At 63.0% G+C, this 21,100-nt stretch carries 20 protein-coding genes, 1 tRNA gene and 1 pseudogene; 8 read left to right on the top strand and 14 right to left on the bottom strand.

Annotated elements, in window-relative coordinates:
• Positions 1 to 50: 50 nt before the first annotated feature.
• The 4 genes from FJ414_RS20780 to FJ414_RS20765 all read right to left on the bottom strand — a co-directional run bounded on the left by FJ414_RS20780 (position 51) and on the right by FJ414_RS20765 (position 4,412).
• Positions 51 to 1,106: a DNA polymerase III subunit delta' gene (locus FJ414_RS20780; protein WP_140646213.1), complete on the bottom strand. Its 1,056-nt coding sequence runs from the start codon at positions 1,104 to 1,106 to the stop codon at positions 51 to 53.
• Positions 1,103 to 1,777 carry a dTMP kinase gene (gene tmk, locus FJ414_RS20775; RefSeq protein ID WP_140646286.1) on the bottom strand — a complete coding sequence of 225 codons (675 nt, stop codon included), beginning with the start codon at positions 1,775 to 1,777 and terminating at the stop codon, positions 1,103 to 1,105. The genes FJ414_RS20780 and tmk overlap by 4 nt, the downstream gene beginning before the upstream one ends.
• 72 nt (positions 1,778 to 1,849) lie before the next feature.
• Positions 1,850 to 3,028 carry a D-alanyl-D-alanine carboxypeptidase family protein gene (locus FJ414_RS20770; RefSeq protein WP_140646212.1) on the bottom strand — a complete coding sequence of 393 codons (1,179 nt, stop codon included), beginning with the start codon at positions 3,026 to 3,028 and terminating at the stop codon, positions 1,850 to 1,852.
• 121 nt (positions 3,029 to 3,149) lie between these two features.
• Positions 3,150 to 4,412, bottom strand: a complete 1,263-nt coding sequence (locus FJ414_RS20765) for a septal ring lytic transglycosylase RlpA family protein (RefSeq protein ID WP_140646211.1) — start codon at positions 4,410 to 4,412, stop codon at positions 3,150 to 3,152.
• A gap of 66 nt (positions 4,413 to 4,478) precedes the next feature.
• On the opposite strand from FJ414_RS20765, the gene FJ414_RS20760 reads away from it, so the two are divergent.
• The 3 genes from FJ414_RS20760 (at position 4,479) to FJ414_RS20750 (ending at position 6,100) form a co-directional block, all read left to right on the top strand.
• Positions 4,479 to 4,658 (top strand): hypothetical protein, encoded by a 180-nt coding sequence (locus tag FJ414_RS20760; protein WP_140646210.1) that lies wholly within the window; start codon positions 4,479 to 4,481, stop codon positions 4,656 to 4,658.
• Positions 4,659 to 4,990: 332 nt separating this feature from the next.
• Positions 4,991 to 5,080, top strand: a tRNA-Ser gene (locus FJ414_RS20755).
• 333 nt (positions 5,081 to 5,413) lie between these two features.
• Positions 5,414 to 6,100, top strand: coding sequence for an outer membrane protein (locus FJ414_RS20750; RefSeq protein ID WP_181175523.1), 687 nt, complete (start codon positions 5,414 to 5,416; stop codon positions 6,098 to 6,100).
• A gap of 327 nt (positions 6,101 to 6,427) precedes the next feature.
• Here FJ414_RS20750 and FJ414_RS31540 read toward each other — a convergent pair.
• Positions 6,428 to 6,778, bottom strand: a pseudogene (locus tag FJ414_RS31540) (autotransporter domain-containing protein); the annotation flags it as partial.
• Between the two features lie 93 nt (positions 6,779 to 6,871).
• On the opposite strand from FJ414_RS31540, the gene FJ414_RS20740 reads away from it, so the two are divergent.
• The 3 genes from FJ414_RS20740 to rimO all read left to right on the top strand — a co-directional run bounded on the left by FJ414_RS20740 (position 6,872) and on the right by rimO (position 9,624).
• Entirely contained in the window at positions 6,872 to 7,279 is a 408-nt protein-coding gene (locus FJ414_RS20740; RefSeq protein WP_181181666.1) for a DUF930 domain-containing protein, read from the top strand.
• A gap of 167 nt (positions 7,280 to 7,446) precedes the next feature.
• Positions 7,447 to 8,133, top strand: coding sequence for a TerC family protein (locus FJ414_RS20735; protein ID WP_140646207.1), 687 nt, complete (start codon positions 7,447 to 7,449; stop codon positions 8,131 to 8,133).
• Between the two features lie 177 nt (positions 8,134 to 8,310).
• The gene (gene rimO, locus FJ414_RS20730) at positions 8,311 to 9,624 is read left to right on the top strand and encodes a 30S ribosomal protein S12 methylthiotransferase RimO (RefSeq protein WP_140646206.1); all 1,314 of its coding nucleotides are present in this window, start codon (positions 8,311 to 8,313) and stop codon (positions 9,622 to 9,624) included.
• An 80-nt stretch (positions 9,625 to 9,704) separates the two neighbouring features.
• Here the strand turns inward: rimO and FJ414_RS20725 are convergent, their stop codons facing one another.
• The 8 genes from FJ414_RS20725 to FJ414_RS20690 all read right to left on the bottom strand — a co-directional run bounded on the left by FJ414_RS20725 (position 9,705) and on the right by FJ414_RS20690 (position 18,139).
• Positions 9,705 to 10,772 (bottom strand): BMP family ABC transporter substrate-binding protein, encoded by a 1,068-nt coding sequence (locus FJ414_RS20725; protein ID WP_140646205.1) that lies wholly within the window; start codon positions 10,770 to 10,772, stop codon positions 9,705 to 9,707.
• A gap of 51 nt (positions 10,773 to 10,823) precedes the next feature.
• Positions 10,824 to 11,744: an ABC transporter permease gene (locus FJ414_RS20720; protein ID WP_140646204.1), complete on the bottom strand. Its 921-nt coding sequence runs from the start codon at positions 11,742 to 11,744 to the stop codon at positions 10,824 to 10,826.
• A complete protein-coding gene (locus FJ414_RS20715; RefSeq protein ID WP_140646203.1) occupies positions 11,744 to 12,874 on the bottom strand; it encodes an ABC transporter permease in 1,131 nt (376 codons plus the stop codon). The genes FJ414_RS20720 and FJ414_RS20715 overlap by 1 nt, the downstream gene beginning before the upstream one ends.
• Entirely contained in the window at positions 12,871 to 14,448 is a 1,578-nt protein-coding gene (locus FJ414_RS20710) for an ABC transporter ATP-binding protein (RefSeq protein ID WP_181181665.1), read from the bottom strand. The genes FJ414_RS20715 and FJ414_RS20710 overlap by 4 nt, the downstream gene beginning before the upstream one ends.
• A 244-nt stretch (positions 14,449 to 14,692) precedes the next feature.
• The gene (locus FJ414_RS20705) at positions 14,693 to 15,670 is read right to left on the bottom strand and encodes a quinone oxidoreductase (protein ID WP_140646201.1); all 978 of its coding nucleotides are present in this window, start codon (positions 15,668 to 15,670) and stop codon (positions 14,693 to 14,695) included.
• 135 nt (positions 15,671 to 15,805) lie between these two features.
• On the bottom strand, positions 15,806 to 16,624 hold the full coding sequence (gene pcsA, locus FJ414_RS20700) for a phosphatidylcholine synthase (RefSeq protein WP_181167066.1): 819 nt from the start codon (positions 16,622 to 16,624) through the stop codon (positions 15,806 to 15,808).
• Positions 16,621 to 17,235, bottom strand: coding sequence for a DUF1326 domain-containing protein (locus FJ414_RS20695; protein ID WP_140646200.1), 615 nt, complete (start codon positions 17,233 to 17,235; stop codon positions 16,621 to 16,623). Before FJ414_RS20695 ends, pcsA begins: the two co-directional genes overlap by 4 nt.
• Before the next feature lie 13 nt (positions 17,236 to 17,248).
• Entirely contained in the window at positions 17,249 to 18,139 is an 891-nt protein-coding gene (locus tag FJ414_RS20690; protein WP_140646199.1) for a DUF2182 domain-containing protein, read from the bottom strand.
• Between the two features lie 101 nt (positions 18,140 to 18,240).
• Here FJ414_RS20690 and FJ414_RS20685 point away from each other — a divergent pair, with 101 nt between their 5' ends.
• Positions 18,241 to 19,452: a UbiH/UbiF family hydroxylase gene (locus FJ414_RS20685; protein ID WP_140646198.1), complete on the top strand. Its 1,212-nt coding sequence runs from the start codon at positions 18,241 to 18,243 to the stop codon at positions 19,450 to 19,452.
• Here the strand turns inward: FJ414_RS20685 and FJ414_RS20680 are convergent.
• Positions 19,429 to 20,391 carry an AEC family transporter gene (locus FJ414_RS20680; RefSeq protein ID WP_140646197.1) on the bottom strand — a complete coding sequence of 321 codons (963 nt, stop codon included), beginning with the start codon at positions 20,389 to 20,391 and terminating at the stop codon, positions 19,429 to 19,431. The genes FJ414_RS20685 and FJ414_RS20680 overlap by 24 nt on opposite strands.
• A gap of 214 nt (positions 20,392 to 20,605) precedes the next feature.
• Between FJ414_RS20680 and hspQ the strand changes: the two genes are divergently transcribed.
• Positions 20,606 to 20,929, top strand: a complete 324-nt coding sequence (gene hspQ / locus FJ414_RS20675; RefSeq protein ID WP_181167067.1) for a heat shock protein HspQ — start codon at positions 20,606 to 20,608, stop codon at positions 20,927 to 20,929.
• The last annotated feature ends 171 nt before the right edge of the window (positions 20,930 to 21,100 follow it).

The following is a 21,100-nucleotide window of genomic DNA, read 5'->3' as shown; positions in this document are numbered from 1 at the left end:
GTGGATATCTCATCGAGACGGCGATTGCCATCCCGAGGACAAGGGCGCATTCACATTCGCATCGCAGAATTCAAGCGGTCGATCATGGTCAGAGCGTGCTGCTTCTTGTCGAGGTTGTAGGTCTCGGCCTCAGATATCGTGTTCAGCGCTTCGTGCCAAGCCTCGGACAGCGATTTGGCCCTGGCGAGGTCGCCGGCCAGCGCCGCTTCGCTGGCGGCGGTCGAAAGCAGGTCGAGCGCGCGGCGGTTGAAGATGTCGAACTGGATCGCCTGATCGCGTCCCGCCACGGCCTCGGCAAGGCGGTGGGCGCCGGCAATGTCGGGCTTCCTGGCCGCCACCAGTGCGTCGAGCGCTCCGGCGATCTCCAGCCCGCCATATTGGGTGAGCAGGATCGCGTTGCGGGCGCTGCCCCCTGCCCGCTCGGCAAGTGCTGCGCGCGCGGCCGGATCGTCCGGCGGCGGCGGCTCGACATTTTCCAGCACCGCCATCAGCTCGTCGGCGGCCAGAGGCGCGAGCCGCACCATCTGGCAGCGCGAGCGGATCGTCGGCAACAGACTGCCCGGTGCGTGCACCACCAGAATGAACAGGGTGCGTGCCGGCGGCTCTTCGAGATTCTTGAGCAAGGCATTGGCGGCATTGATGTTCATGTCGTCGGCCGGATCGACGATGACGACGCGGTAGCTGCCGTCATGCGAGGTCATCGAGAGGAAGCGGCTGACCTTGCGGATCTCGTCGACGGTCAGCACCGTCTTGAAGCTCTTGGTCTTGTCATTGGCCGGACGGGTGAGATGCAGCACCGAAGGATGCGCGCCGGTGGCAATCTGGCGAAACAGCGAGGAGGCCGGATCGGGAACGGCGAGCGCGTCGGGCGCCGTCTTGAAATCCGGATATCTCAGAAGATGGTGCGCCATGTGGAACGCCAGCGTCGCCTTGCCGATGCCTTGCGGCCCGGCGAAAATCAGCGCATGCGGCAGCTTGCCGGCGCGGTAGGCGCCGGCAAGCATCCCTGCCGCCGTCGCGTGGCCGATCAGCCGCGGCGTTTCAGCCGGCTCAGGCACGCCGTCCAGCGTGTCATGCTGCTCGGGGGCGATGCGTTCGAAGATCATGCAGGCGCCGTCTCAATCCTTTGCGCCGGCATCCGTTCTTCCAGCGCCGCGAAGACGGCGGCGGTGACGACATCCTCCACCGTATCGGGATCGGCGGAAGCGTCGACGACGATGCAGCGCTCCGGCTCCGCCTCGGCGATGGCAAGGAAAGCCTCGCGCCGTCGCCGGTGGATGGCCAATGTCTCCTTCTCGAAGCGGTCGGCGGCGTCCCCGGCGCCGCGCCGCGCGGCGGCCCGCTTGAGGCCTTCAGCGGGATCGATGTCGAAGATCAGCGTCATGTCCGGCATCATGCCGTTGATGGCCACTGCCTCCAGCGCCTTCATGAAATCGGCATCGAGGCCGCCCGTGACCCCTTGGTAGACGCGCGAGGAATCGATGAAACGGTCGCACAGCACGACCGAGCCGCGCTCGACCGCCGGCCGGATGACCTGCTCGACATGGTCGGAGCGCGCGGCGGCGAACAGGATCGCCTCCATCTTCGGGCCGAACGGCTCGGCCGCCCCGGACAGGAGCACATGCCTTACGGCCTCGGCGCCGGGCGATCCACCCGGTTCGCGGCTGACCAGCACCTCATACTTCTTGGCGCGCATGCGCCGCGCCAGCCGCTCGATCTGCGTCGACTTGCCTGCTCCTTCGCCGCCCTCGAAGGTGATGAAAAATCCGCTCGCCAATCGAGACTGCCTTTGCCCATGCTGGCCGCTGTCATAGCTCTCGTCCGACAAAAGGTCCACGAACTTGCCCGATCACAAATGTTTCTGACGCAGCCAGCCGACAGCGAGTTCCTTGGCCGCGTCGAGCGCGCGCTGCGGCAGCGTACCCACCTTCACCGACTCGGCGGCATAGAGCGGCGTCTGCTGGCTCAGCGTGTCGCCTATCCAAACGCGCAGTTCCCCGACCGGTTGCCCTTCCTCGATCGGCGCCGACACCGGGCCCTGGTAGACGATCCTGGCGGTCAGCTTGTCGCGGTTGGCGATCGGCAGAAAGATGTCCACCGGGCCTTTGGCTTTCAAGGCTAGGCCCGACTTGGCGCCGCCGAAAACCTCTGCTTCGCCGACCACCTCGTCCTTGGCGAAGATCTCGGTCTTCTGGAATGACCGCGAGCCCCAGTCGAGCAGCTTGCGCGCCTCTTCGGAGCGTTCGCGGTCATTTGCCAGTCCGCTGAGAGCGGCGATCACGCGCGTGCCGTTGTGGCTGACGGTGCCGACCAGGCCGAAGCCCGCCTGCTCGCTGGCGCCGGCCACGAAGCCGTCGGCTTCGATGCCCATGGCGATCAGCGGATTGCGATTCCTCTGCGATATCTTGTTCCAGGTGAAGTCCGGCTGGCCGTAGTAGTGGAAGAATTCCGGATAGTCGCGCCACAGATGCAGCGCCAGCATCGTCAGCTCCCGCACCGTCGTCTGCTGGCCGTCCGCCGGCAGGCCGGTCGAATTGACGAAGGTGGATTTCGAGAGGCCGAGCTGACGGGCGCGATCGGTCATCTGGGCGGCGAAATTCGCTTCCGAGCCCGCCATGCCCTCGGCGAGCACGATACAGCCGTCATTGGCCGCCTGCACGGTGACGCCCTGGATCAAATCCTCGACGCGGACCGCGGATTTGAGCTTGGCGAACATGGTCGAGGTCCCGGATGGCGCGCCGCCGGTGCGCCAGGCGTTTTCGCTGACGACGAAAGTGTCGTCGAGCGTGATCCGCTTCGACTTGATGGCGTTGAAGACCATTTCCATCGTCATCAGCTTGGCCATCGAGGCCGGCGGGATCGGCTTGTCGGGGTCCTTGGCGAAGAGCACGGTGCCGGTGTCGGCATCGATCATGAACGCCTGCGTCGCCTTGGTCTCGAAAAGCTGCGCGCCGGCCGGGACGGAGCAAAGCAGCGCCAGCACCAATCCCAGAAGGCTGGCGAAAGGTGGAAAAAGGCGCAATTGCATGAAATGTCGACCCAATCTGGGCAATACCGGAAGCGTGGAGCCACCCGGAATTGCGCAAAACTACCCCGCGGCCAAGCTATCAGGATTGTTTCGACCGGATCAACGGGCCGCGCGAATTTGATCAGTTACGCACAGCCAGCGCATCCGGCGCGCCATGCGACCAGGCTGCCTGAAGCAGGTCGTCGATGCTGCCATGGCCGTCCGGGTAGACGTTGACCGCATACCAGTCATTGCCGTCGAGTTCGGTGCGCTGGATCTCGGCCCGGCCGAACGGCTCGAGCGCCGCGGCCACGCGCTTTGCCTCCGCGGCCTCGTCGAAGGAGCCGGCGGCGACGTAGTCGGATGCGGGCGTCTGTTCCTGACGGATCGATTTCCGCCACGACTGCAGGACATCGGCCGGCGACATGCCGCCGGCATCGAGCGCCGCAAAGACATCCGCGCGCTTTACCCTTTCGTCCGCGTAAGACAGCGAAGCCATGGCGAAGGGCGAGTTCGACGGGAGCGTAAGATCCGGCCGTTCCGGTACGATCGGCCCGAAATCGGGCAGCACGACATCGCTGGCGCCCTGCACCGAGAATGCAGCCGGCTGCACGGCCGGCTGCTCCGACAGGCCCGGTTGCGCGGCAAAGGCCTCGCCCGAATTGGTCAATTGGCCAGGGAACGGCACGGCGGCCGGCGGCGCGCCCACCGGCAGGCTCGGCGATGGGCCGTTCATGGCCACCATCACGCCGGTCGGTAGGCCGTCCGAAGGATCCGGCCGGTTGTTGCCGGGGTGGTAGGAAGCCACCAGATACCGGTCGTCGTCGCCGTCGAGCGGCGCGCGGCCGACATATTCGACTTTGACCCTGGCCGTGCCGACCTTGGCATAGTCGAGCATCTGCGCCGCGCGTTCGGAGACGTCGATGATGCGGCCTTCGTGATAGGGGCCGCGGTCATTGACGCGCACGATCACCGAGCTGCCGGTCTCCAGATTGGTGACGCGGGCATAGCTCGGCAGCGGCATCGTCGGATGCGCCGCCGTCAGATGCGTCATGTCATAGATCTCGCCATTGGCGGTCAGCCGGCCGTGGAACGCATCGCCATACCAGGAAGCAAGCCCGACCTTGGCGTAGCCCTTGTCTTCCTTGGGATAGTACCACTTGCCGCGCACCTGGTAGGGCTTGCCGAGCTGGTCGCGGCCGCCGCCGCGCCGCATGAACTGGACACGCGGGCTCGCTTTCACGCCATATTCGGATTCGGCGAAATATTCCTTGGAGCGGGCCTTCTTGTAGATCATCCCTTTGGGTTCGGGCTGCGAGGCGCAGGCAGCCAAAAGCAGGCCCGAAAGGGCGCACAGGGCGAAAGCAGAAGCGCGACGAAGACGCGGGCGCGCCGGAATCTGCATGTTTTCGATTGTCCCCTACCGTGCTGCCACCCGTCGGGGCCAGAAGTCGCCCGCCAGGCCAACACCTTGATCCCCAATCCCTTTTGCACAGGAATTGCTTATTACGATGTTAATCGATTATGGCCGCAACAGGGCGAGATTATGGCGCGAGGCGATACCACCACGCTCGGAAAATCCGCGCTCTTCGAGAATGCCCTGCTGCCAACAACGTCGGCCCACAAGATCGACGGCATCAAATCCGAATAAGAGTAAAGGTTGTCCGCTAATCCGCCCGCGCATCGGACGGCACCTGCTGGGCCGTCGCACGAGACAGCATGCCACGCTTTGTCAGCACGGGTTTCTCGTAGGTTTTCTTCACGATTGCCCCCTGTTTGAAATATTAGCAGATTGAGATTGACAGGCTCTTGACGGCACTGTCAATGCAACGAACCGGCTGTCCCCGGGTCCGCAAAACAATGGATTGAGCCGTTCCTGCGATTGACAGGTCTTTGCGCGTCGCACTAGAGCATGGGCGCTCTCGATCCTGTCGGCACGGCCTTTGGCACCAACAGGACGAAGCGCCTCGTGAAGATCACGATGGAGGGATGGCCGAGCGGTTTAAGGCACCGGTCTTGAAAACCGGCGTGGGCGCAAGTTCACCGTGGGTTCGAATCCCACTCCCTCCGCCACAATGACTTGATTTAATTTAATAATTTAGCATTTTTTCAAAGCTTACCCGCCAAAATGCCCGCTATTCGAAATGCTATTGATTCAGACGGTATGCGACGCCATGCAACAGCATCTCTCACCCTCTTGGCAGCTTATGAATCTCCAACCTGACCGGCCCGCCCCTGTGAAAATCCATGCGTCCCGCCGGCCATGACGTGCTCTGATAACGTCCCTTTCCAGGTCGTGTTGCTTCGCCGCAACAGGGCATTGAAATCGCCTGAAGGCTCGGAAGTACAGATGTTGCCGCTAAGACGTTGCTCCTATAGCCCCTGATGCGTAACACGGAGCCTGGCATGAAATCGATTCTGCTCGCGACCGCAACTCTCATTGCTTCTACTGGCGGCGCTTTCGCTGCTGGCGTTCTAGCCTCGGACCCGGTGGCGTCTACGTACAACTGGACGGGGCTCTACGTCGGGGCTCAAGCCGGTTACGAGTGGGCGAGGACCAGCTACAGTTTCAACGGCCCTCACGCCCCTTACCCAAGCGGGACTTTTACTCCAAGCGGCTTTGTTGGTGGCCTGTACGTTGGATACAATCACCAATTCGACTCGCCGCTTGTCGTTGGTGTGGAAGGCGATATCGAATACGCCAATGTCAAAGGCAGTTTTAACAAGCCAATTTTAAGTTTGGGTGCCGGTAGCGCCGATTTGCGCTGGCAAGGCTCCGCGCGCGTTAGGGTCGGATACGCCTTCGATCGCTTCCTGCCCTATGTTACCGGTGGCGTTGCCTTTGGCAATTTCCGCTTTGCCGGCGGCCCGGACCCGGCAACTTTGCAATCTTGGACGAAGACCAAAACCGGTTGGACCATCGGTGCCGGATTGGAGTACGCGTTCGCTGATAAATGGAGCGCGCGACTAGAGTATCGCTACACTGACTTCGGGACCGCAAGCGGAAATGAGGCCCCAGTCTTTCCGGATGTGATCGAAACTATGAAAATTCGAGACCACGCAGTTCGCGTTGGTGTGAGCTACAAGTTTTAATCTGCCCACTTGCCTCTGCCATTGCGACCGTCGCAAAGCTCACCAGCAAGCCAGAATGGACCCCTACCTTTACCCCACTTGCCATTCCCTAGGTCGAGCGCACCATTGATCGTTTAATTCGTTGTGAAGTTGTCGCAGATCGACCGCGCCAGCGCCTGTTTGAATATTTGCTGCTCTTCCGCCCAACCTCCCTCTCGCAACCAACAGAAGTTCGGCGAGCTATGGAATCGAAGAGTTTAAAAACCACTCCCTCCGCCACCTTGCATCGCGGTTCAAGCTTCGCAGGATCGGGGCGCGATCCTCGGTCGAGGTTGGTCGCCAGTCCCTCTACCAGTTCACCTTGAGACCGACATCGCCGCCATAGCTCTGCAAGCCGTCACCGAACTTGCCGTCGAAGGCGGCGAACATCGAGGTGTTTGAGCTCCAGTTCATCTTCAGCCCGGCATTGACCGCAACCGCGTCCTCGGCGGCCGAGGTGCCCTGGATGACGAAGGAGGTGCCCGGAGCCGCCTGGAAGCTTGGCTTCACCGAGCGGTCTGGCTCGAACTCATGCACCCAGGCCGCGCGGCCCCAGGCCTGCAGCGACTGGCCGTCGCCGACGCCGATCGTGGTACCGAGCTGCAGGCCCAGCGAGACCGGCAGCGAGGTGACGACGCGGTGATCGAAGCTGAAGCCTAGCGCGCCGCCGTCAGACGAAGCGGTTTCCGGCGCGCATTGGTGGAACGGTCAACAGTTGGTAAACCACCGTTTATTTGATTTCTCGGACAAAATATGCTTCTTCTCGCGCCCATGAAAAAGCTCTGCCTGATGGTTCTGGCGTCGCTGACGCCGGTCTTGCCGGCCAAGGCGATGGACAATGCCTTGCGCGCCGGCCTGATGAAACTCGATCCGCAGACTCGCCTCGAGCAGCGCTGTGACGCCGAGGTGCTCGACCGGATCAGCCACGACGATCGCAACTACAAGGCCGACCGCGTCGTGGCCTACGCCTTCGCCACGCCGCAGATGAGCGCCGATGCCATCAAGAGCTCGGGCGCCGCCTTCCGCAGCAATGGCCAATGGTACCGGCTGAAGTTCAAATGCCAGACCGCGCCGGACCATATGGAAGTGCTGCAGTTCCGCTACAAGATCGGCGACGAAATCCCGGAATCCGACTGGGCCAAATATAATCTCTACGACTAGTTTTCGGCCTCGCCAGCTTGCCGGCAACCACCCGAAATCCTTGAGGGCTTGCGCCGCCGGCGTTGTTTTCCGGCGATGTCCAAACCTGCGCCTTGACGCCGATGGACCATGCCTTTAGGGCCGTCTCGGTAAAGGCTACGCTCATTTCAGGCAAGGATTTCTAGTCGATGGAAATATTCACTGCCGCAGGCCTTTCGGCTCTCCTCCAGGTCGTCGCAATCGATCTCGCGCTCGCGGGCGACAACGCGATTGTGATCGGCCTCGCGGCGGCCGGGCTTCCCGCGGATCAGCGCAAGCGCGCCATCCTGGTCGGCATCGCGGCAGCCACCGTCCTGCGCATAATCTTTGCCCTGATCACGCAATGGCTGCTGAGCATCGGCCCCATGCTGCTCATCGCCGGCGGACTCCTGCTTCTGTGGGTGTGCTGGAAGATGTGGCGCGAGCTGCGCGTCAGCCACGAGGATGAGCGCGACGCGACGGAAGCACTGTCGAACGGCGACTACAACAAGGACGGCAAAATCGCTGGCAAAGGCCCGCGCAAGACCTTCTCGCAGGCCGCCTGGCAGATCGTCATCGCCGACGTCTCGATGTCGCTCGACAACGTGCTTGCCGTCGCCGGCGCAGCCATGAAGCATCCCACGGTGCTGATCATCGGATTGGTCCTTTCGATCGCGCTGATGGGCTTTGCCGCATCCTTCGTCGCGCGCCTGCTGCACAAATACCGCTGGATCGCCTATATCGGCCTGCTGATCATCCTGTATGTCGCCGTGAACATGCTTCTGGGAGGCGCCGTGCAGCAGTTTCCCGACCATTTTGCCTTCCTGGCGCCATGGTTCGGGCCGGACGGCCACTGACGCCCTTTCAGGCGAGCGTTTGCCGCATCGCCTTTTCCTGGCCGGCTGGCAGGTTTGCATCTCTGCCGAAGCGTGCTATTGCGCCGCGCGAAATGGCTCAAAGCCGCGCGCGTAGATCGATCTCCGGAGCCTGAGGCTCAATCCTCGATCTCGCTCTCATCTCTTGGAAAAAAGTCCATGTCCGCCCCACGCGTCAGTTTCGTCAGTCTTGGATGCCCGAAGGCGCTCGTCGATTCCGAGCGCATCATCACGCGACTGCGCGCCGAGGGCTATGAGATCGCACGCAAGCATGACGGCGCCGACCTCGTCGTCGTCAACACCTGCGGCTTCCTCGATTCCGCGCGCGACGAGTCGCTCAACGCCATCGGCTCGGCACTGTCGGAGAACGGTCGCGTCATCGTCACAGGCTGCCTCGGCGCCGAGCCGGAGGTCATCCGCGAAAAACACCCCAATGTGTTGGCGATCACCGGCCCGCAGGCCTATGAGAGCGTGATGGCTGCGGTGCATGAAGCGGCCCCCCCGAGCCACGATCCCTATGTCGACCTGCTGCCGCCGCAGGGCGTGAAGCTGACGCCGCGCCACTACGCCTATCTGAAGATTTCCGAGGGCTGCAACAACCGCTGCACCTTCTGCATCATCCCGGCATTGCGTGGCGATCTCATCTCGCGCCCGGCCGCGGACGTGCTGCGCGAGGCCGAAAAGCTCGCCAAGGCCGGCGTCAAGGAGATCCTCGTCATCTCGCAAGACACCAGCGCCTACGGCATCGACATCAAGTACCAGACGTCGATGTTCGGCGACCGCGAGGTGCGGGCGAAATTCCTCGACCTGGCCGAGGAGCTCGGCAGGCTCGGCATCTGGATACGCATGCATTATGTGTACCCGTACCCGCATGTCGCCGACGTCATTCCGCTGATGGCGGAGGGAAAGATCCTCCCCTATCTCGACATTCCCTTCCAGCACGCCTCGCCACAGGTGCTGAAGAACATGCGGCGCCCCGCGCATGGCGAAAAGACGCTGGACCGCATCCGCGGCTGGCGCGAGGTCTGCCCTGACCTCACCATCCGCTCGACCTTCATCGTCGGTTTTCCCGGCGAGACCGAAGACGATTTTCAGATGCTGCTCGACTGGCTAGACGAAGCCAGGATCGACCGCGCCGGCTGTTTCAAATACGAGCCGGTCAAGGGCGCGCGCTCCAACGACCTCGGGCTGGAACAGGTGCCGCACGAGATCAAGGAAGCGCGCTGGCACCGTTTCATGCAGCGCCAGCAGAAAATCTCGGCAGCGCAGCTCGCCAGGAAAGTCGGCAAGCGCCTGCCGGTGCTGATCGACGAGGCGCATGGCACATCCGGCAAAGGCCGCACCAAATACGACGCGCCGGAGATCGACGGCTCGGTGCACATCCAGTCGCGGCGGCCGCTGCGCGCCGGCGAGATCGTCACGGTCAAGATCGACCGCGCCGACGCGTACGACCTTTACGGCTCGGCGGTCTGACAGCCCATGCGAACCTTCGCAGTTTCAAAGAAAAAGGGCGCCCGGGCGCCCTTTTCCGTTTCGGTTCCACGACTTGCCGCTTACTGCGGCAGCTTGTCGTCGATGCCTTTGACGTAGAAATTCATGCCGAGCAGCGTGCCGTCGTCGGCGACTTCGCCGTCCTTCAACCAGGGCGAACCATCCTGCTTGGAGACAGGCCCGGTGAAGGGGTTCCAGCCGCCGGCGATCTTCTTCTCGGTCGCCTCGGCCATCGCCTTCACATCGTCCGGCATGTTGGTATAGGGCGCGAGCTTGACGGCGCCGTCCTTGATGCCGAGCCAGACATTGTCCGGCTTCCAGCTGCCGTCGAGCGCCGCCTGGACGCGGCTGATATAGTACGGGCCCCATTCGTCGGTCAGTGAGGTCAGCTGCGCGTTTGGCGCGAACTTGATCATGTCGGACGACTGGCCGAAACCATGCAGCTTGCGCTCCTCGGCGACCTGCAGCGCGGCGGTCGAATCGGTGTGCTGGACGATGATGTCGGCGCCCTGGTCGAACAGCGCCTTGGCGGCGTCGGCTTCCTTGCCCGGATCGAACCAGGAGTTCACCCACACGATCTTCACCTTGAAGTCGGGATTGACCGATTGGGCGCCGAGGATGAAGGAGTTGATGCCCATCACCACTTCCGGGATCGGGAAGGAAACGATGTAGCCGGCGAGGCCCTTCTTCGATTCCTTGGCCGCGATCTGGCCGAGCACATAGCGGCCTTCATAGAAGCGCGCATTGTAGATGCCGAGATTGTCGCCGGTCTTGAAGCCGGTGGCATGCTCGAACATCACCTTGGGAAACTTCTTGGCGACCTTCACCTCGGCATCCATGAAGCCGAAGGAAGTGCCGAAGATGATCTTGCAATTCTCGCGCGCCAGGCGCTCGAAAGCGCGGTCGGCGTCCGGGCCCTCCGAGACGTTTTCGAGATAGGCGGTCTCGACCTTGTCGCCGAGCGCCTTTTCGACTTCGAGCCGGCCCTGGTCGTGCTGGTAGGAGTAGCCGAAGTCGCCGATCGGACCCGTGTAGACCCAGCAGGCCTTGAGCTTGTCAGCAGCCTGGGCGGTTGCCGCCAGGGACAGGGCCGCGGCCGTGGTCATCAACGCAATAAGCAGTTTTTTCATTGTGTTACCTCTCTGAGTTAAGCCTTGGAGCTTCCCGTCTTTTTGTTATTGTCAACGATCCGGAACAAATGGCTGCCCCAACGAAGCCGGCGTGTTCATCATCGTCAGCCGCTTGTTGCGCGAGATTAGAACGAGAACCACGACGGTTGCCAGATAGGGCAGCGAAGAAAGAAACTGTGAAGGCACCGGAATGCCAAAAGCCTGTGCATGAAGCTGGCCGATCCACACCGCGCCGAAGATGTAAGCGCCGGCCAGCACCCGCCACGGGCGCCAGGAAGCGAACACCACCAGCGCCAGCGCGATCCAGCCGCGGCCCGCACTCATGTTCTCCACCCATTGCGGCGTGTAGACCAGCGACAGGTGCCCGCCGGCAAGGCCGGCGCAGGCGCCGCCGAAGATCACGGCGAGATAGCGGTAGCGGATGACCTTGATGCCAAGCGCGTGCGCCGACGTATGGCTGTCGCCGATCGAGCGCAGCGTAAGCCCTGTGCGCGTCTTGAACAGGAACCACATCACCGCCGCGGTCAGCGCGGTCGAGATGTAGAAGACCGGATCCTGGCCGAAGATCAGCCTGCCGACGACCGGGATCGAGCTGATCCCCGGGATGTCGAGATTTGGTAATCTCACGCCCGGCTGGCCGACAAAGCTGGTGCCGATCATGCCGGAAAGGCCGAGACCGAGCAGCGTCAGCGACAGGCCGGTCGCCACCTGGTTGGTCGCGAGCGACAGCGTCATGACGGCGAACAGCAGCGAGAACAGCGCGCCGACGATGATAGCGGCAAGCAGGCCGATCCACGGCGACCCGGTGAGGTAGCCGGCACCGAAGCCGCCGACGGCGCCCATGATCATCATGCCCTCGACGCCGAGATTGAGCACACCGGAGCGCTCGACCACCAGCTCACCGATCGCCGCGATTAGTAGCGGCGTCGCCGCGGTCGCAATGGTCAAAAGGATGTTGACGGCGATGTCCATCAGCGGGCCTCCTCGAGCTTGGGCGCCGCCTCGAGCTGCGCCGCGCCGTTCGGCTTCGTCAGTGCCATGCCGATCAGGCGAATGCGGTAATGGATGAGCGTGTCGCAGCCGAGCACGAAGAACAAAAGCATGCCCTGGAAGACGCGCGCCACCTTGTCGGAAATGCCGAGGGCGCTCTGAACCGCCTCGCCGCCCAGATAGGTCAGCGCCAGCACTAGGCCCGCGGCCACGATACCCAGCGGATTGAGCCTGCCGAGGAAGGCGACGATGATGGCGGTGAAGCCGTAGCCGGGCGATATCACCGGCTGCAACTGGCCGATGGCGCCGGAGACTTCCGAGATGCCTGCAAGGCCGGCCAGCGCGCCGGACAGAAGGAAGGTGAAAAACACCATCCGGTTGAAGCCGAAGCCGGCGAAGCGCCCTGCCCTTGGGCTGGAGCCCAGCACGCGCATCTCGAAACCCTTGAGCATGCGGCTCATCATCAGCCAGACCAGCACGGCGGCCACCAGGGCGAAGACGAAGCCCCAATTGGCGCGGCCGGCATCCGGCATCAGCTCGGGCAGCACAGCGGAATCGCCGAACTGAATCGTCTGCGGGAAGCCATGGCCTTGCGGATCGCGCCATGGACCGCGCACCAGCCAGTCGAGGAAGAGCTGCGCGACATAGACCAGCATCAGGCTGGTCAGGATCTCGTTGGTGCTGAAGCGGGTCTTCAACAACGCCGGGATGGAAGCGTAGAACGCGCCGCCGACCATACCGAGCAGAAGCATCAGCGGGATCACCAGCGGGCCTTCGAATTGCGGGAACAGCACCGGGATGATCGAGCCGAAGATCGCGCCGAAAATGAACTGGCCTTCGGCGCCGATGTTCCAGATGTTGGCCTTGTAGCAGACCGACAAGCCGACCGCGATCAGGATGAGCGGTGCTGCCTTGATCGCCAGTTCGTGCAGCTGCCAGACCTGGCTGATCGGCTCGACGAAATAGATTTGGAAGGCGTTGAGCGGATTGACGCCGAGCAGGGCGAACATGATGGCGCCGGCGATGATCGTCAGCGCGAAGGCGATGAAGGGCGATAGCATCGAGAACAGCGCCGAGCGCTGCGGGCGTTTGACGAGTTCGATACGCATCATGCCACCTCCAGGCTGTGTTCGGCGTGGCCGGGCTCGGCGCCGCCCATCAACAGGCCGATCTTCTCGAACGTCGCCTCGGCGATCGGCAGCGGCACCGACAGTTCTCCGTTGTGCATGACGGCAATCGCATCCGACAGTTCGAACAATTCGTCGAGGTCCTGGCTGATGACGAGGACCGCCGAGCCGCTGCGGGCAAGCTCGATGAGTGCCTGGCGGATATGGGCGGCAGCCCCGGCATCCACGCCCCAGGTCGGCTGGTTGACGATCATCACGCTCGGCTTGCGGTCGAGCTCGCGGCCGACGATGAATTTCTGCAGATTGCCGCCCGACAGCGCAGCCGCCTCCGGATCGGGCGCGCTCTTGCGCACGTCCATGGCTGTGATGATGCGCTGCGCGGCGCTGTACACCGCGCCGTTCTTGACCATGCCGCCTGAGCCGACGAAAGCCTTGCCGTCGGTGGCGTGACGCGAGAGCAGCAGGTTCTCCGAAAGCTTCATGCGCGGTGCCGCGCCATGGCCGAGGCGCTCTTCCGGCACGAAGGCGGCGCCCATCAGGCGGCGGCCGGTGATCGATAGGCCTCCGGCGTCCTTGCCGCGAATGCGGACCGAGCCGGCATCCTGCTGCAGCACTTCGCCGGAGACGGATTCGAAGAACTCGCCCTGGCCGTTGCCGGCCACGCCCGCGATGCCGATCACTTCGCCGGCGCGCACGGTGAGGTTGATGTTCTTGAGCGGAATGGCGAAAGGGGTCGCCGGCTTGCGGGTAAGCCCGCGGATTTCCAGCAGCGCCGGCGCCGTTTCGATGCCTTCGGCCGGCGCGCGCACCACGGCCTTGACCTCGCTGCCGACCATCATGCGGGCGAGCGACGCGGCGGTCTCCTGGCGCGGGTTGCAATGGCCGACAACCTTGCCATGGCGCAGCACCGTGGCGCGGTCGCAGATGCGTTTGACCTCTTCCAGCCGGTGCGAGATGTAGAGGATCGACTTGCCTTCCGAGCGCAGGCGCTCCAGCGTTTCGAACAGCTTGTCGGCTTCCTGCGGCGTCAGCACCGAGGTCGGCTCGTCGAGGATGATGAGCTGCGGCGTCTGCAACAGGCAGCGGATGATCTCGATGCGCTGGCGTTCGCCGACGGAGAGGTCTCCGACCAGCGAATCCGGATCGAGCGGCAGGCCGTAGCTGTAAGACAGCGCCCTCGCCTTCGCCGCGATGCTGCCGATTGGCGAACCGTCATTGAGCGAAAGCGCGATGTTCTCGGCCGCAGTAAGCGCTTCGAACAGCGAGAAATGCTGGAACACCATGCCGATGCCGAGCTTCTTGGCCACGCCCGGACTGGTGATCTTGACCGGCTTGCCGTCCCAGAAGATCTCGCCCGAGTTCGGCTCGAGCGATCCGAACAGCATCTTGACCAGCGTCGACTTGCCGGCGCCGTTCTCGCCGAGCAACGCGTGGATCTCGCCTTTTGCGATATTGAGATCGATGTGATCGCACGCCGTCAGTGTGCCGAAAATCTTGGTTAGACCACGAACCTCAAGCAGGTTCGCCCTGTCATGATTTGCACTCACAGTGCCTCCCATCTGGTTTCCCAGATATGTTCTGTGTTCCCGAAAGCATGGTATGCGCGGCCGGCTCCAGTCGGAAAGCAGCACCCGACTTGAAAGAGCTTCAAGAATTTCAGCGGAAACTCAAGGGCTAAGATAGACCCGTAGAGAACGACAGCAAATCAACAACGCTTTTCGGGCAAAGCCCTGCCTTCGGGGACGGCAAGTCGCCGAAAAACAGGGCAGCCGGCTAAGCCATGATGCCGAAGTGTAAAGCGCTCTAGGGAATGAGGACAGTCGTTCCCGTTGTCTTGCGCGCTTCGAGATCCGCTTGCGCCTTTGCCGCGTCCTTCAGCGCATAGCGCTGGTTGATCTTGATCTCGACGGCGCCGCTCTCGACCACGTCGAAAAGCGCTTCGGCCGACTTCACCAGATCCTCGCGCTTGGCGTTGTAAACGAACAGCGTCGGCCGGGTCGCATAGATCGAGCCCTTCTGCGCCAGCAGCGACATCGAGAAAGGCGGGATCGGCCCGGACGACTGGCCGAAACTCACGAACATGCCGAGCGGCCGCAGGCAATCGAGCGATGCCGGAAAGGTGTCGGCGCCGACCGAGTCGTAGACGACGTCGCATTTCTTCCCGCCGGTAAGCGCCGCGACGCCGGCGACGAAATCCTGATCCTTGTAGTTGATGACGTGGTCGAAGCCATGCGCCCGGGCGAGTTCGATCTTGTCGGCGGAACTCGCGGTGCCGATCACCGTCGCGCCGAGATGCTTTGCCCATTGGCCGAGGATCAGGCCGACGCCGCCGGCGGCGGCGTGATAGAGGATCGTGTCGCCGGCCTTGACGGGAAAGGTGCGGCGCAAGAGGTATTCGGCCGTCATGCCCTTCAGCATCATGGCCGCCGCCTGTTCGTCGCTGATGCCGTCCGGCACCTTGACCACACGGTCGGCGGCGATCACCCGTTTCTCGCAATAGGCCCCGACATTGACCGCATAGGCAATGCGGTCGCCGGGCTTCAGCCAGTCGACGCGGGTACCGAGCGCCAGCACGACCCCTGCCGCCTCGCCGCCCGGGATCAGCGGAAAGCCGCCGGGTGGCGGGTAAAGCCCTGAGCGGTGATAGACGTCGATGAAGTTGAGGCCGATCGCCGTGTGCCGGATCAGGATCTGGCCTTCTCCCGGCTGGCCCGGATCGGCATTTTCATAGGCCAGGACTTCGGGACCGCCATTGGCGTGGATGCGGATTGCCTTGGACATCGCTCAACTCTCTGAATGATACGTACACAATCTGGAACATGATCCCGAAAGGGAGAACCGGTTTTCGAAGCGTCATGCGCCGATAGACAGCAGCGCCAGGATGACCATTCGACCAAAAATTATCCTGATCCAGGATCAGGACTTCTTGGTGCCCAGATTGGGAAACATCTGCATGACGCCTCCGATGCAGGCGAGATAGAGGCCGGTGATCGTGATGCCGATCTTGGTGAAGCTGTTGACCTGCTCTCCCAGCACGCCGATCTTGTCGTAGAAGGCGGCAAGTGCTGCCTGCGCCAGCGCCAGCGCGCCGAAGGCGCACCATAAAAGCGTCATGCCGAGATTGACCGGCCTCAGCCGCACGACGCGCACCGGATGGATGAAATTGATCGGCAGGAAGGTCAAAATGCCTGCGACCACCACAACGGCAAAAGACACCCATTGGCCCGGCTCTATGACGAAGAGCGTGAACACCACCATGTTCCAGACGACCGGGAACCCCTTGAAGAAATTCTCCTTCGTCTTCATGCCGGTGTCGGCATAGTAGATCGCGCTGGAGACGACGATAATGGCCGCGGACAGGAAAGACAGGTTCTCGCCCATGAAGCCACGCTGATAGAGCGCGAAGGCCGGTATGAGCACGTAAGTGACATAGTCGATGATGTTGTCGAGGAGCTCGCCCGACCACGTCGGCAGGATTTCCTTGACCTCGAGCTTCCTGGCGATCGGGCCGTCGATGCCGTCGACGAAAAGCGCCAGCCCCAGCCACCAGAACATCGCCGTCCAGCGTTCCTCGCTCGCCGCCACCAGCGACAGGAAGGCAAGGAACGATCCTGACGCGGTGAGCAGATGAACCGAGAACGCGCGCGCCTGCGGCCACGTCACCTTCTTCTTCGGCAACGGAAGCCGCTCTGCGATCTTCTTGGCTGCCTTCCTGGCCGCTGTGTTCTTGCTCACGGTCCCCGCCAGTCCAGCTTGCAGATTTCGGCCGAGCGGCCGGCGAAATTCCAGTTGCGGCCGAAGGCCCGCATCTTGCTCTTGTCGGACTTCGCCACGATGATTTCCGGCGCGATCCAATATTCCGAATTGGTGATCACCGTATCCTTCTCGCGATCCTTGCCGGGAATTGGCGTCACCGCACCGTCTATGATCTTCGGTATCTGGAAGACGCGCGTCTTGTCGCGCGTCTCGTAGGTGATCGGTACCTGCTCGACGCCGAGGAATTTCCCGACCAGGATCGAAAGCAGCGATGTCGTGCCGCCGGCCCTGCCGGTGAAGATCTTCGTCAGCGCCTTCACCGCATAGACCGAGGCGCGCTTGTCGATGAACAGTCCGGCCGTCCAGTTGCCGCGGCTCATATAGCCGGGGATTTCCATGATCAGGCCAAGATTGAGGCCCGACAGGTCGACATCGCCGAAATGGCCTGCGTCGATGCGGAAGCCGGCCCAGGTCTGGCAATAACCCTCGGTCGGCGGATGGTTGCCGAGCGACAGCACGCAGGGACAGAAAACCGTGCAATTGCAGGAGAGTACCAACTCCCCTTTCATTGCCCAGCTTTGGTCGCTCATCGAATTCTCCCCCTCACGCCGAAACTAATAGCAGGGCAGCCGCCCACACAAGCAGTATCGCACCGGCAACCCGGCTGACCACCCTGCCGGTGGTCTGTTTTTCGATCAGGGTGAACAGGCCGATCAACGCCATCCAGAAGAGGTTCATCGCGCCGACGGCGAACATCACCAGCATCAGCGCCCAGCAGCAACCGAGGCACCAGGCGCCCTGCTCCAGCCCCAAACGGAAGATGCGGGCTGGTTTCGCGCTCCAGTTGGCGAACAGGATCAAGAACGGGTTGCGGCACTTTTCCAGGCATGCCTGTTTCAGGCCGCTGAACTGATAGAGGCCGGCGACGAGCAGCGCGGCGCCGCCGGCAATGCCGATGGCGGGATCGAGCATCCGGCCGGAACCGGCAAAGGCGTAGATCGCAAGCGTCAACAGCGTGAAGCCCACGGATGCGCCAAGCCATGTGGTAAGGTATCCGGCGACAAGCACCAGCGGATGAACGGCGGGTTCGCCCTTGATTCTCGCCGTGTCGGCGATTTCGCAATAGGTGCGGATCAAGGGCGCCGCCGAAGGCAGCATCGTCGCCACGGCCATCAGGAACCACATCAGCACCAGCGCCGGCGCCTGCAGGCCGGCCGGGCCGGCAAGCGGCGCGGGCGCGAGGCAAAGAGCGAAGAACCGGTCCAGAACACTCGGCAACGGCAGGCTCGGCAGATTCTTCAGCAGCATGTCGCCGGGGACGCCGGCGGGGCTGCTTTCAGCGCCGCGTATCGCCATCGCGCCGAGCAGGAGCCAGGCAAGAGCGACGCCCATACCGATCGTCAGCATGACAGCGCGGCGCGGGCTGCGCGCCACGCCCGCCGTCGCGCGGCCCGCCCGGTCGAGATGGCTGAAATCGTGCTGCTCACCACTCATGGCATTCGAATGGGCTGAATCGCCGCGTTGATCAAGCCGGCTGATCTGCCCTATATCCGCATAAAGGCCCGACGGGTCGCCTCGCATTGTGGAAGCTTGGCGTGGAGCACAACGACAAAGCCCGCATCCTGGTTGCCGGCAGCGGTCCGGCCGGCTTGATCGCGGCGCTCGGCTTTGCCGAGGCCGGTTTTGACGTGACGCTGGTCGGCCCCGAGGCCAACACCACCGACGGCCGCACCACCGCCCTGATGAATCCAGCGCTGAAGGTTCTCGACCGGCTGGGCATCCTTGCCGAACTGAAGCCGCAGGCCGCGCCGCTCAAGGTGATGCGCATCGTCGACGCAACCCGCCGGTTGATCCGAAGCCCGACCGTGACCTTTCGCGCCAGCGAGATCGGCGAGGAACGGTTCGGACTCAATTTGCCGAACAAGGTTCTGATCCCCATCCTCGCCAAGGCCGTTTCGGCCCATCGCGGCGTCGAATGGCTGAAATCCATTGTCGAGTCATGGCGCCTCGACGCCGATCAGGCCCGCGCCCGGCTGGCCGACGGCAGCGAAATCTCCGCGTCCCTGGCGGTCGCCGCCGACGGACGCCTGTCCCCGGCGCGGGAAGCCGCCGGCATTCGCGCCTCTGCGCGGCCCTATCCGCAATCGGCGCTCGTGCTCAATTTCAGCCACCGCAGCGAGCACGGCTTCGTTTCGACCGAGTTCCACACCGAAACAGGGCCGTTCACGCAGGTTCCGCTGCCCGGCAGGCGCTCGAGCCTTGTCTGGGTGGTCAAGCCGCAAACGGCGCAGGAGCTTGCCGCGCTCGACGATGCAGCCCTGTCGGGGCGGGTCGAGGAACAGATGCAATCGATGCTTGGCCGGGTCTCGGTCGAGCCGGGCCGCCAGGTCTATCCCTTGTCGGCGGCCTCGTCCGGTCGCTTCGCGCAAAACCGCGTGGCGCTGGTCGGCGAGGCAGCGCATGTGTTTCCGCCGATCGGCGCCCAAGGCCTCAACCTCGGCATCAGGGATATCGACGATCTGGTTGGAATCGCGAGTGAAAACAGCAGCGATCCCGGATCGCGCCGAAGCCTAGCCTCCTATGACACGAGGCGCCGGCCCGACATATGGGCGCGCAGCGGCGCGGTGAACCTGCTCAACATGTCGCTCTTGTCCGACATGCTGCCGGCGCAGCTGGCGCGCAGCGCCGGCCTCAACGCGCTGGGCGGCTTCGCCCCGCTGCGCGCCTTCTTCATGCGCGAGGGACTGCGGCCCGGCAGCGGTTTTCGCGCGATTGCCGGCGGCTTAAGGAAAGAGGTCGGCCCGTAGGATTCCGTGCCGGATCGCGTAGAGCAGCGCGGTCACCGTCACCACCGAAAGGCATGTCGTGATCAGCACGCTGGCCGAAGCCCGCTGCACCCACACGTCGTATTGCTGCGCGATCACGAAGACGTTGGTCGCCGTCGGCAGCGCCGCCAGCAGCATGGCGGAAAAGACCCAGCTCGGCGAGAAATTGCCGATCCAGCTCAGCACGACATAGCAAAGCAGCGGGTGGACGACCAGCTTCAGCCCGGCGATCAATGCAAGCTCGTGCGGCACGCGGTTGAGCGGCCTGAGCGCCAGCGTCACCCCCATCGCAAACAAGGCGCAAGGCGCGGCCGCGCGGGCGAGATAGTCGAGGAAGCGATCGACAGGCAGCGGCGGGCGGAATTCCACATAGGCGGCGGCGACGCCAAGGGCCGTCGCGATGATGAAGGGATGCAGCGCGATCTTCTTCACGACGCCGAACGCCAGTTGGAGCGGCGGCGCTTTCTCCTTGCCCGACAACGCCATCATCATCGGCGCGACGGTGAAATGCACGATGTTCTCGAAGCAGAAGATCAGCGCCACTGGCACCGCCGCCTGCTCGCCGAACGCCAGCAAAGCAAGGCCCGGTCCCATATAGCCGATATTGCCGTAAGCGGCTGCAAGGGCGGTGATCGTCGCCGGCGCGATCCCGTCACGGGAAACGAAGACCGACCAGGCGAACATCAGCGTGAAGATCGCGTAGGTGGCGACCAGCGAGCCGAGGATGAAGCTCCACTCCGTCAACTGCTCGAACGGCGTCTTGGCGAGTAACTGGAAGAACAAAGCCGGCAACGCGACATAGACGATGAAAATGTTCATCCAGCCGAGCGCCTCCAGCGGCTGCCTGGTGATGCGCGCCACCAGGAAACCGACAAAGATCATGCCGAAGAATGGAAGAACGAGACCGATGATGTCAGACATTTTCGCTCGGGCGGGAAAACTCCCGTGCGGGGCTAACCCGTTGCTTCGGCTAAGGTCAAGGAGTTCGGCTATTGAATTGCCGCAGCGTCTGCGCCAAATAGGCACCAAGCCGAAAGTCGGGGTCGATTTTTGGCCTGGTGACGTGTAAATTCAAGGTCTTAGGCGCCTTGCGCGCAGCCACGACAGGCGCCTCGGAACCTAAGTGGTGAACGTGATGAAAACGGCCAAATTCTCGATCGGACAAGTGGTTCGCCATAGGCTGTTTCCGTTCCGCGGCGTGATCTTCGACGTCGATCCCGAATTCGCCAATACCGAGGAGTGGTACGAGGCCATTCCCGCCGACGCGCGTCCCCGCAAGGACCAGCCTTTCTACCATCTTCTGGCCGAAAATTCGGAGACCGAATACATCGCCTATGTGTCCGAGCAGAACCTGCTCGAGGACCGGTCGGGCGAGCCGGTGCGGCATCCGCAGATCGGCGAGATGTTCGACAAGCTGCCGGACGGCCGCTACGAGCCAAAGCGCCAGTCGAGGCACTGAAGCCGATCGAATGTTGCCCAACGCGCGCGGCACGGCGACAACAAAAAAGCGGGGCATTTGCCCCGTTCAGACTGCTGACAAACCTCTGGCAATTTGAACTGACCCCCGAAAGTTGGACACAACCTTCGGGGGTTTTGCATGTCCAAATACAGTGCGCGCTTCAAGCGGTCA

Source organism: Mesorhizobium sp. B3-1-6 (genome assembly GCF_006439555.1).
GTDB lineage: Bacteria > Pseudomonadota > Alphaproteobacteria > Rhizobiales > Rhizobiaceae > Mesorhizobium.
This window is presented reverse-complemented; position numbering and strand designations above follow the sequence as displayed.

Coding starts and splice junctions, on each gene's coding strand:
- FJ414_RS20695 (WP_140646200.1), bottom strand. CDS start 17,235: ATGAGCGACCAAAGCTGGGCAATGAAAGGGGAGTTGGTACTCTCCTGC.
- FJ414_RS20710 (WP_181181665.1), bottom strand. CDS start 14,448: ATGGGAGGCACTGTGAGTGCAAATCATGACAGGGCGAACCTGCTTGAG.
- FJ414_RS20735 (WP_140646207.1), top strand. CDS start 7,447: ATGGAAATATTCACTGCCGCAGGCCTTTCGGCTCTCCTCCAGGTCGTC.
- FJ414_RS20765 (WP_140646211.1), bottom strand. CDS start 4,412: ATGCAGATTCCGGCGCGCCCGCGTCTTCGTCGCGCTTCTGCTTTCGCC.
- FJ414_RS20720 (WP_140646204.1), bottom strand. CDS start 11,744: ATGGACATCGCCGTCAACATCCTTTTGACCATTGCGACCGCGGCGACG.
- FJ414_RS20780 (WP_140646213.1), bottom strand. CDS start 1,106: ATGATCTTCGAACGCATCGCCCCCGAGCAGCATGACACGCTGGACGGC.
- FJ414_RS20770 (WP_140646212.1), bottom strand. CDS start 3,028: ATGCAATTGCGCCTTTTTCCACCTTTCGCCAGCCTTCTGGGATTGGTG.
- FJ414_RS20705 (WP_140646201.1), bottom strand. CDS start 15,670: ATGTCCAAGGCAATCCGCATCCACGCCAATGGCGGTCCCGAAGTCCTG.
- FJ414_RS20740 (WP_181181666.1), top strand. CDS start 6,872: ATGCTTCTTCTCGCGCCCATGAAAAAGCTCTGCCTGATGGTTCTGGCG.
- FJ414_RS20715 (WP_140646203.1), bottom strand. CDS start 12,874: ATGATGCGTATCGAACTCGTCAAACGCCCGCAGCGCTCGGCGCTGTTC.
- FJ414_RS20750 (WP_181175523.1), top strand. CDS start 5,414: ATGAAATCGATTCTGCTCGCGACCGCAACTCTCATTGCTTCTACTGGC.
- FJ414_RS20680 (WP_140646197.1), bottom strand. CDS start 20,391: ATGTCTGACATCATCGGTCTCGTTCTTCCATTCTTCGGCATGATCTTT.
- rimO (WP_140646206.1), top strand. CDS start 8,311: ATGTCCGCCCCACGCGTCAGTTTCGTCAGTCTTGGATGCCCGAAGGCG.
- hspQ (WP_181167067.1), top strand. CDS start 20,606: ATGAAAACGGCCAAATTCTCGATCGGACAAGTGGTTCGCCATAGGCTG.
- FJ414_RS20725 (WP_140646205.1), bottom strand. CDS start 10,772: ATGAAAAAACTGCTTATTGCGTTGATGACCACGGCCGCGGCCCTGTCC.
- FJ414_RS20690 (WP_140646199.1), bottom strand. CDS start 18,139: ATGAGTGGTGAGCAGCACGATTTCAGCCATCTCGACCGGGCGGGCCGC.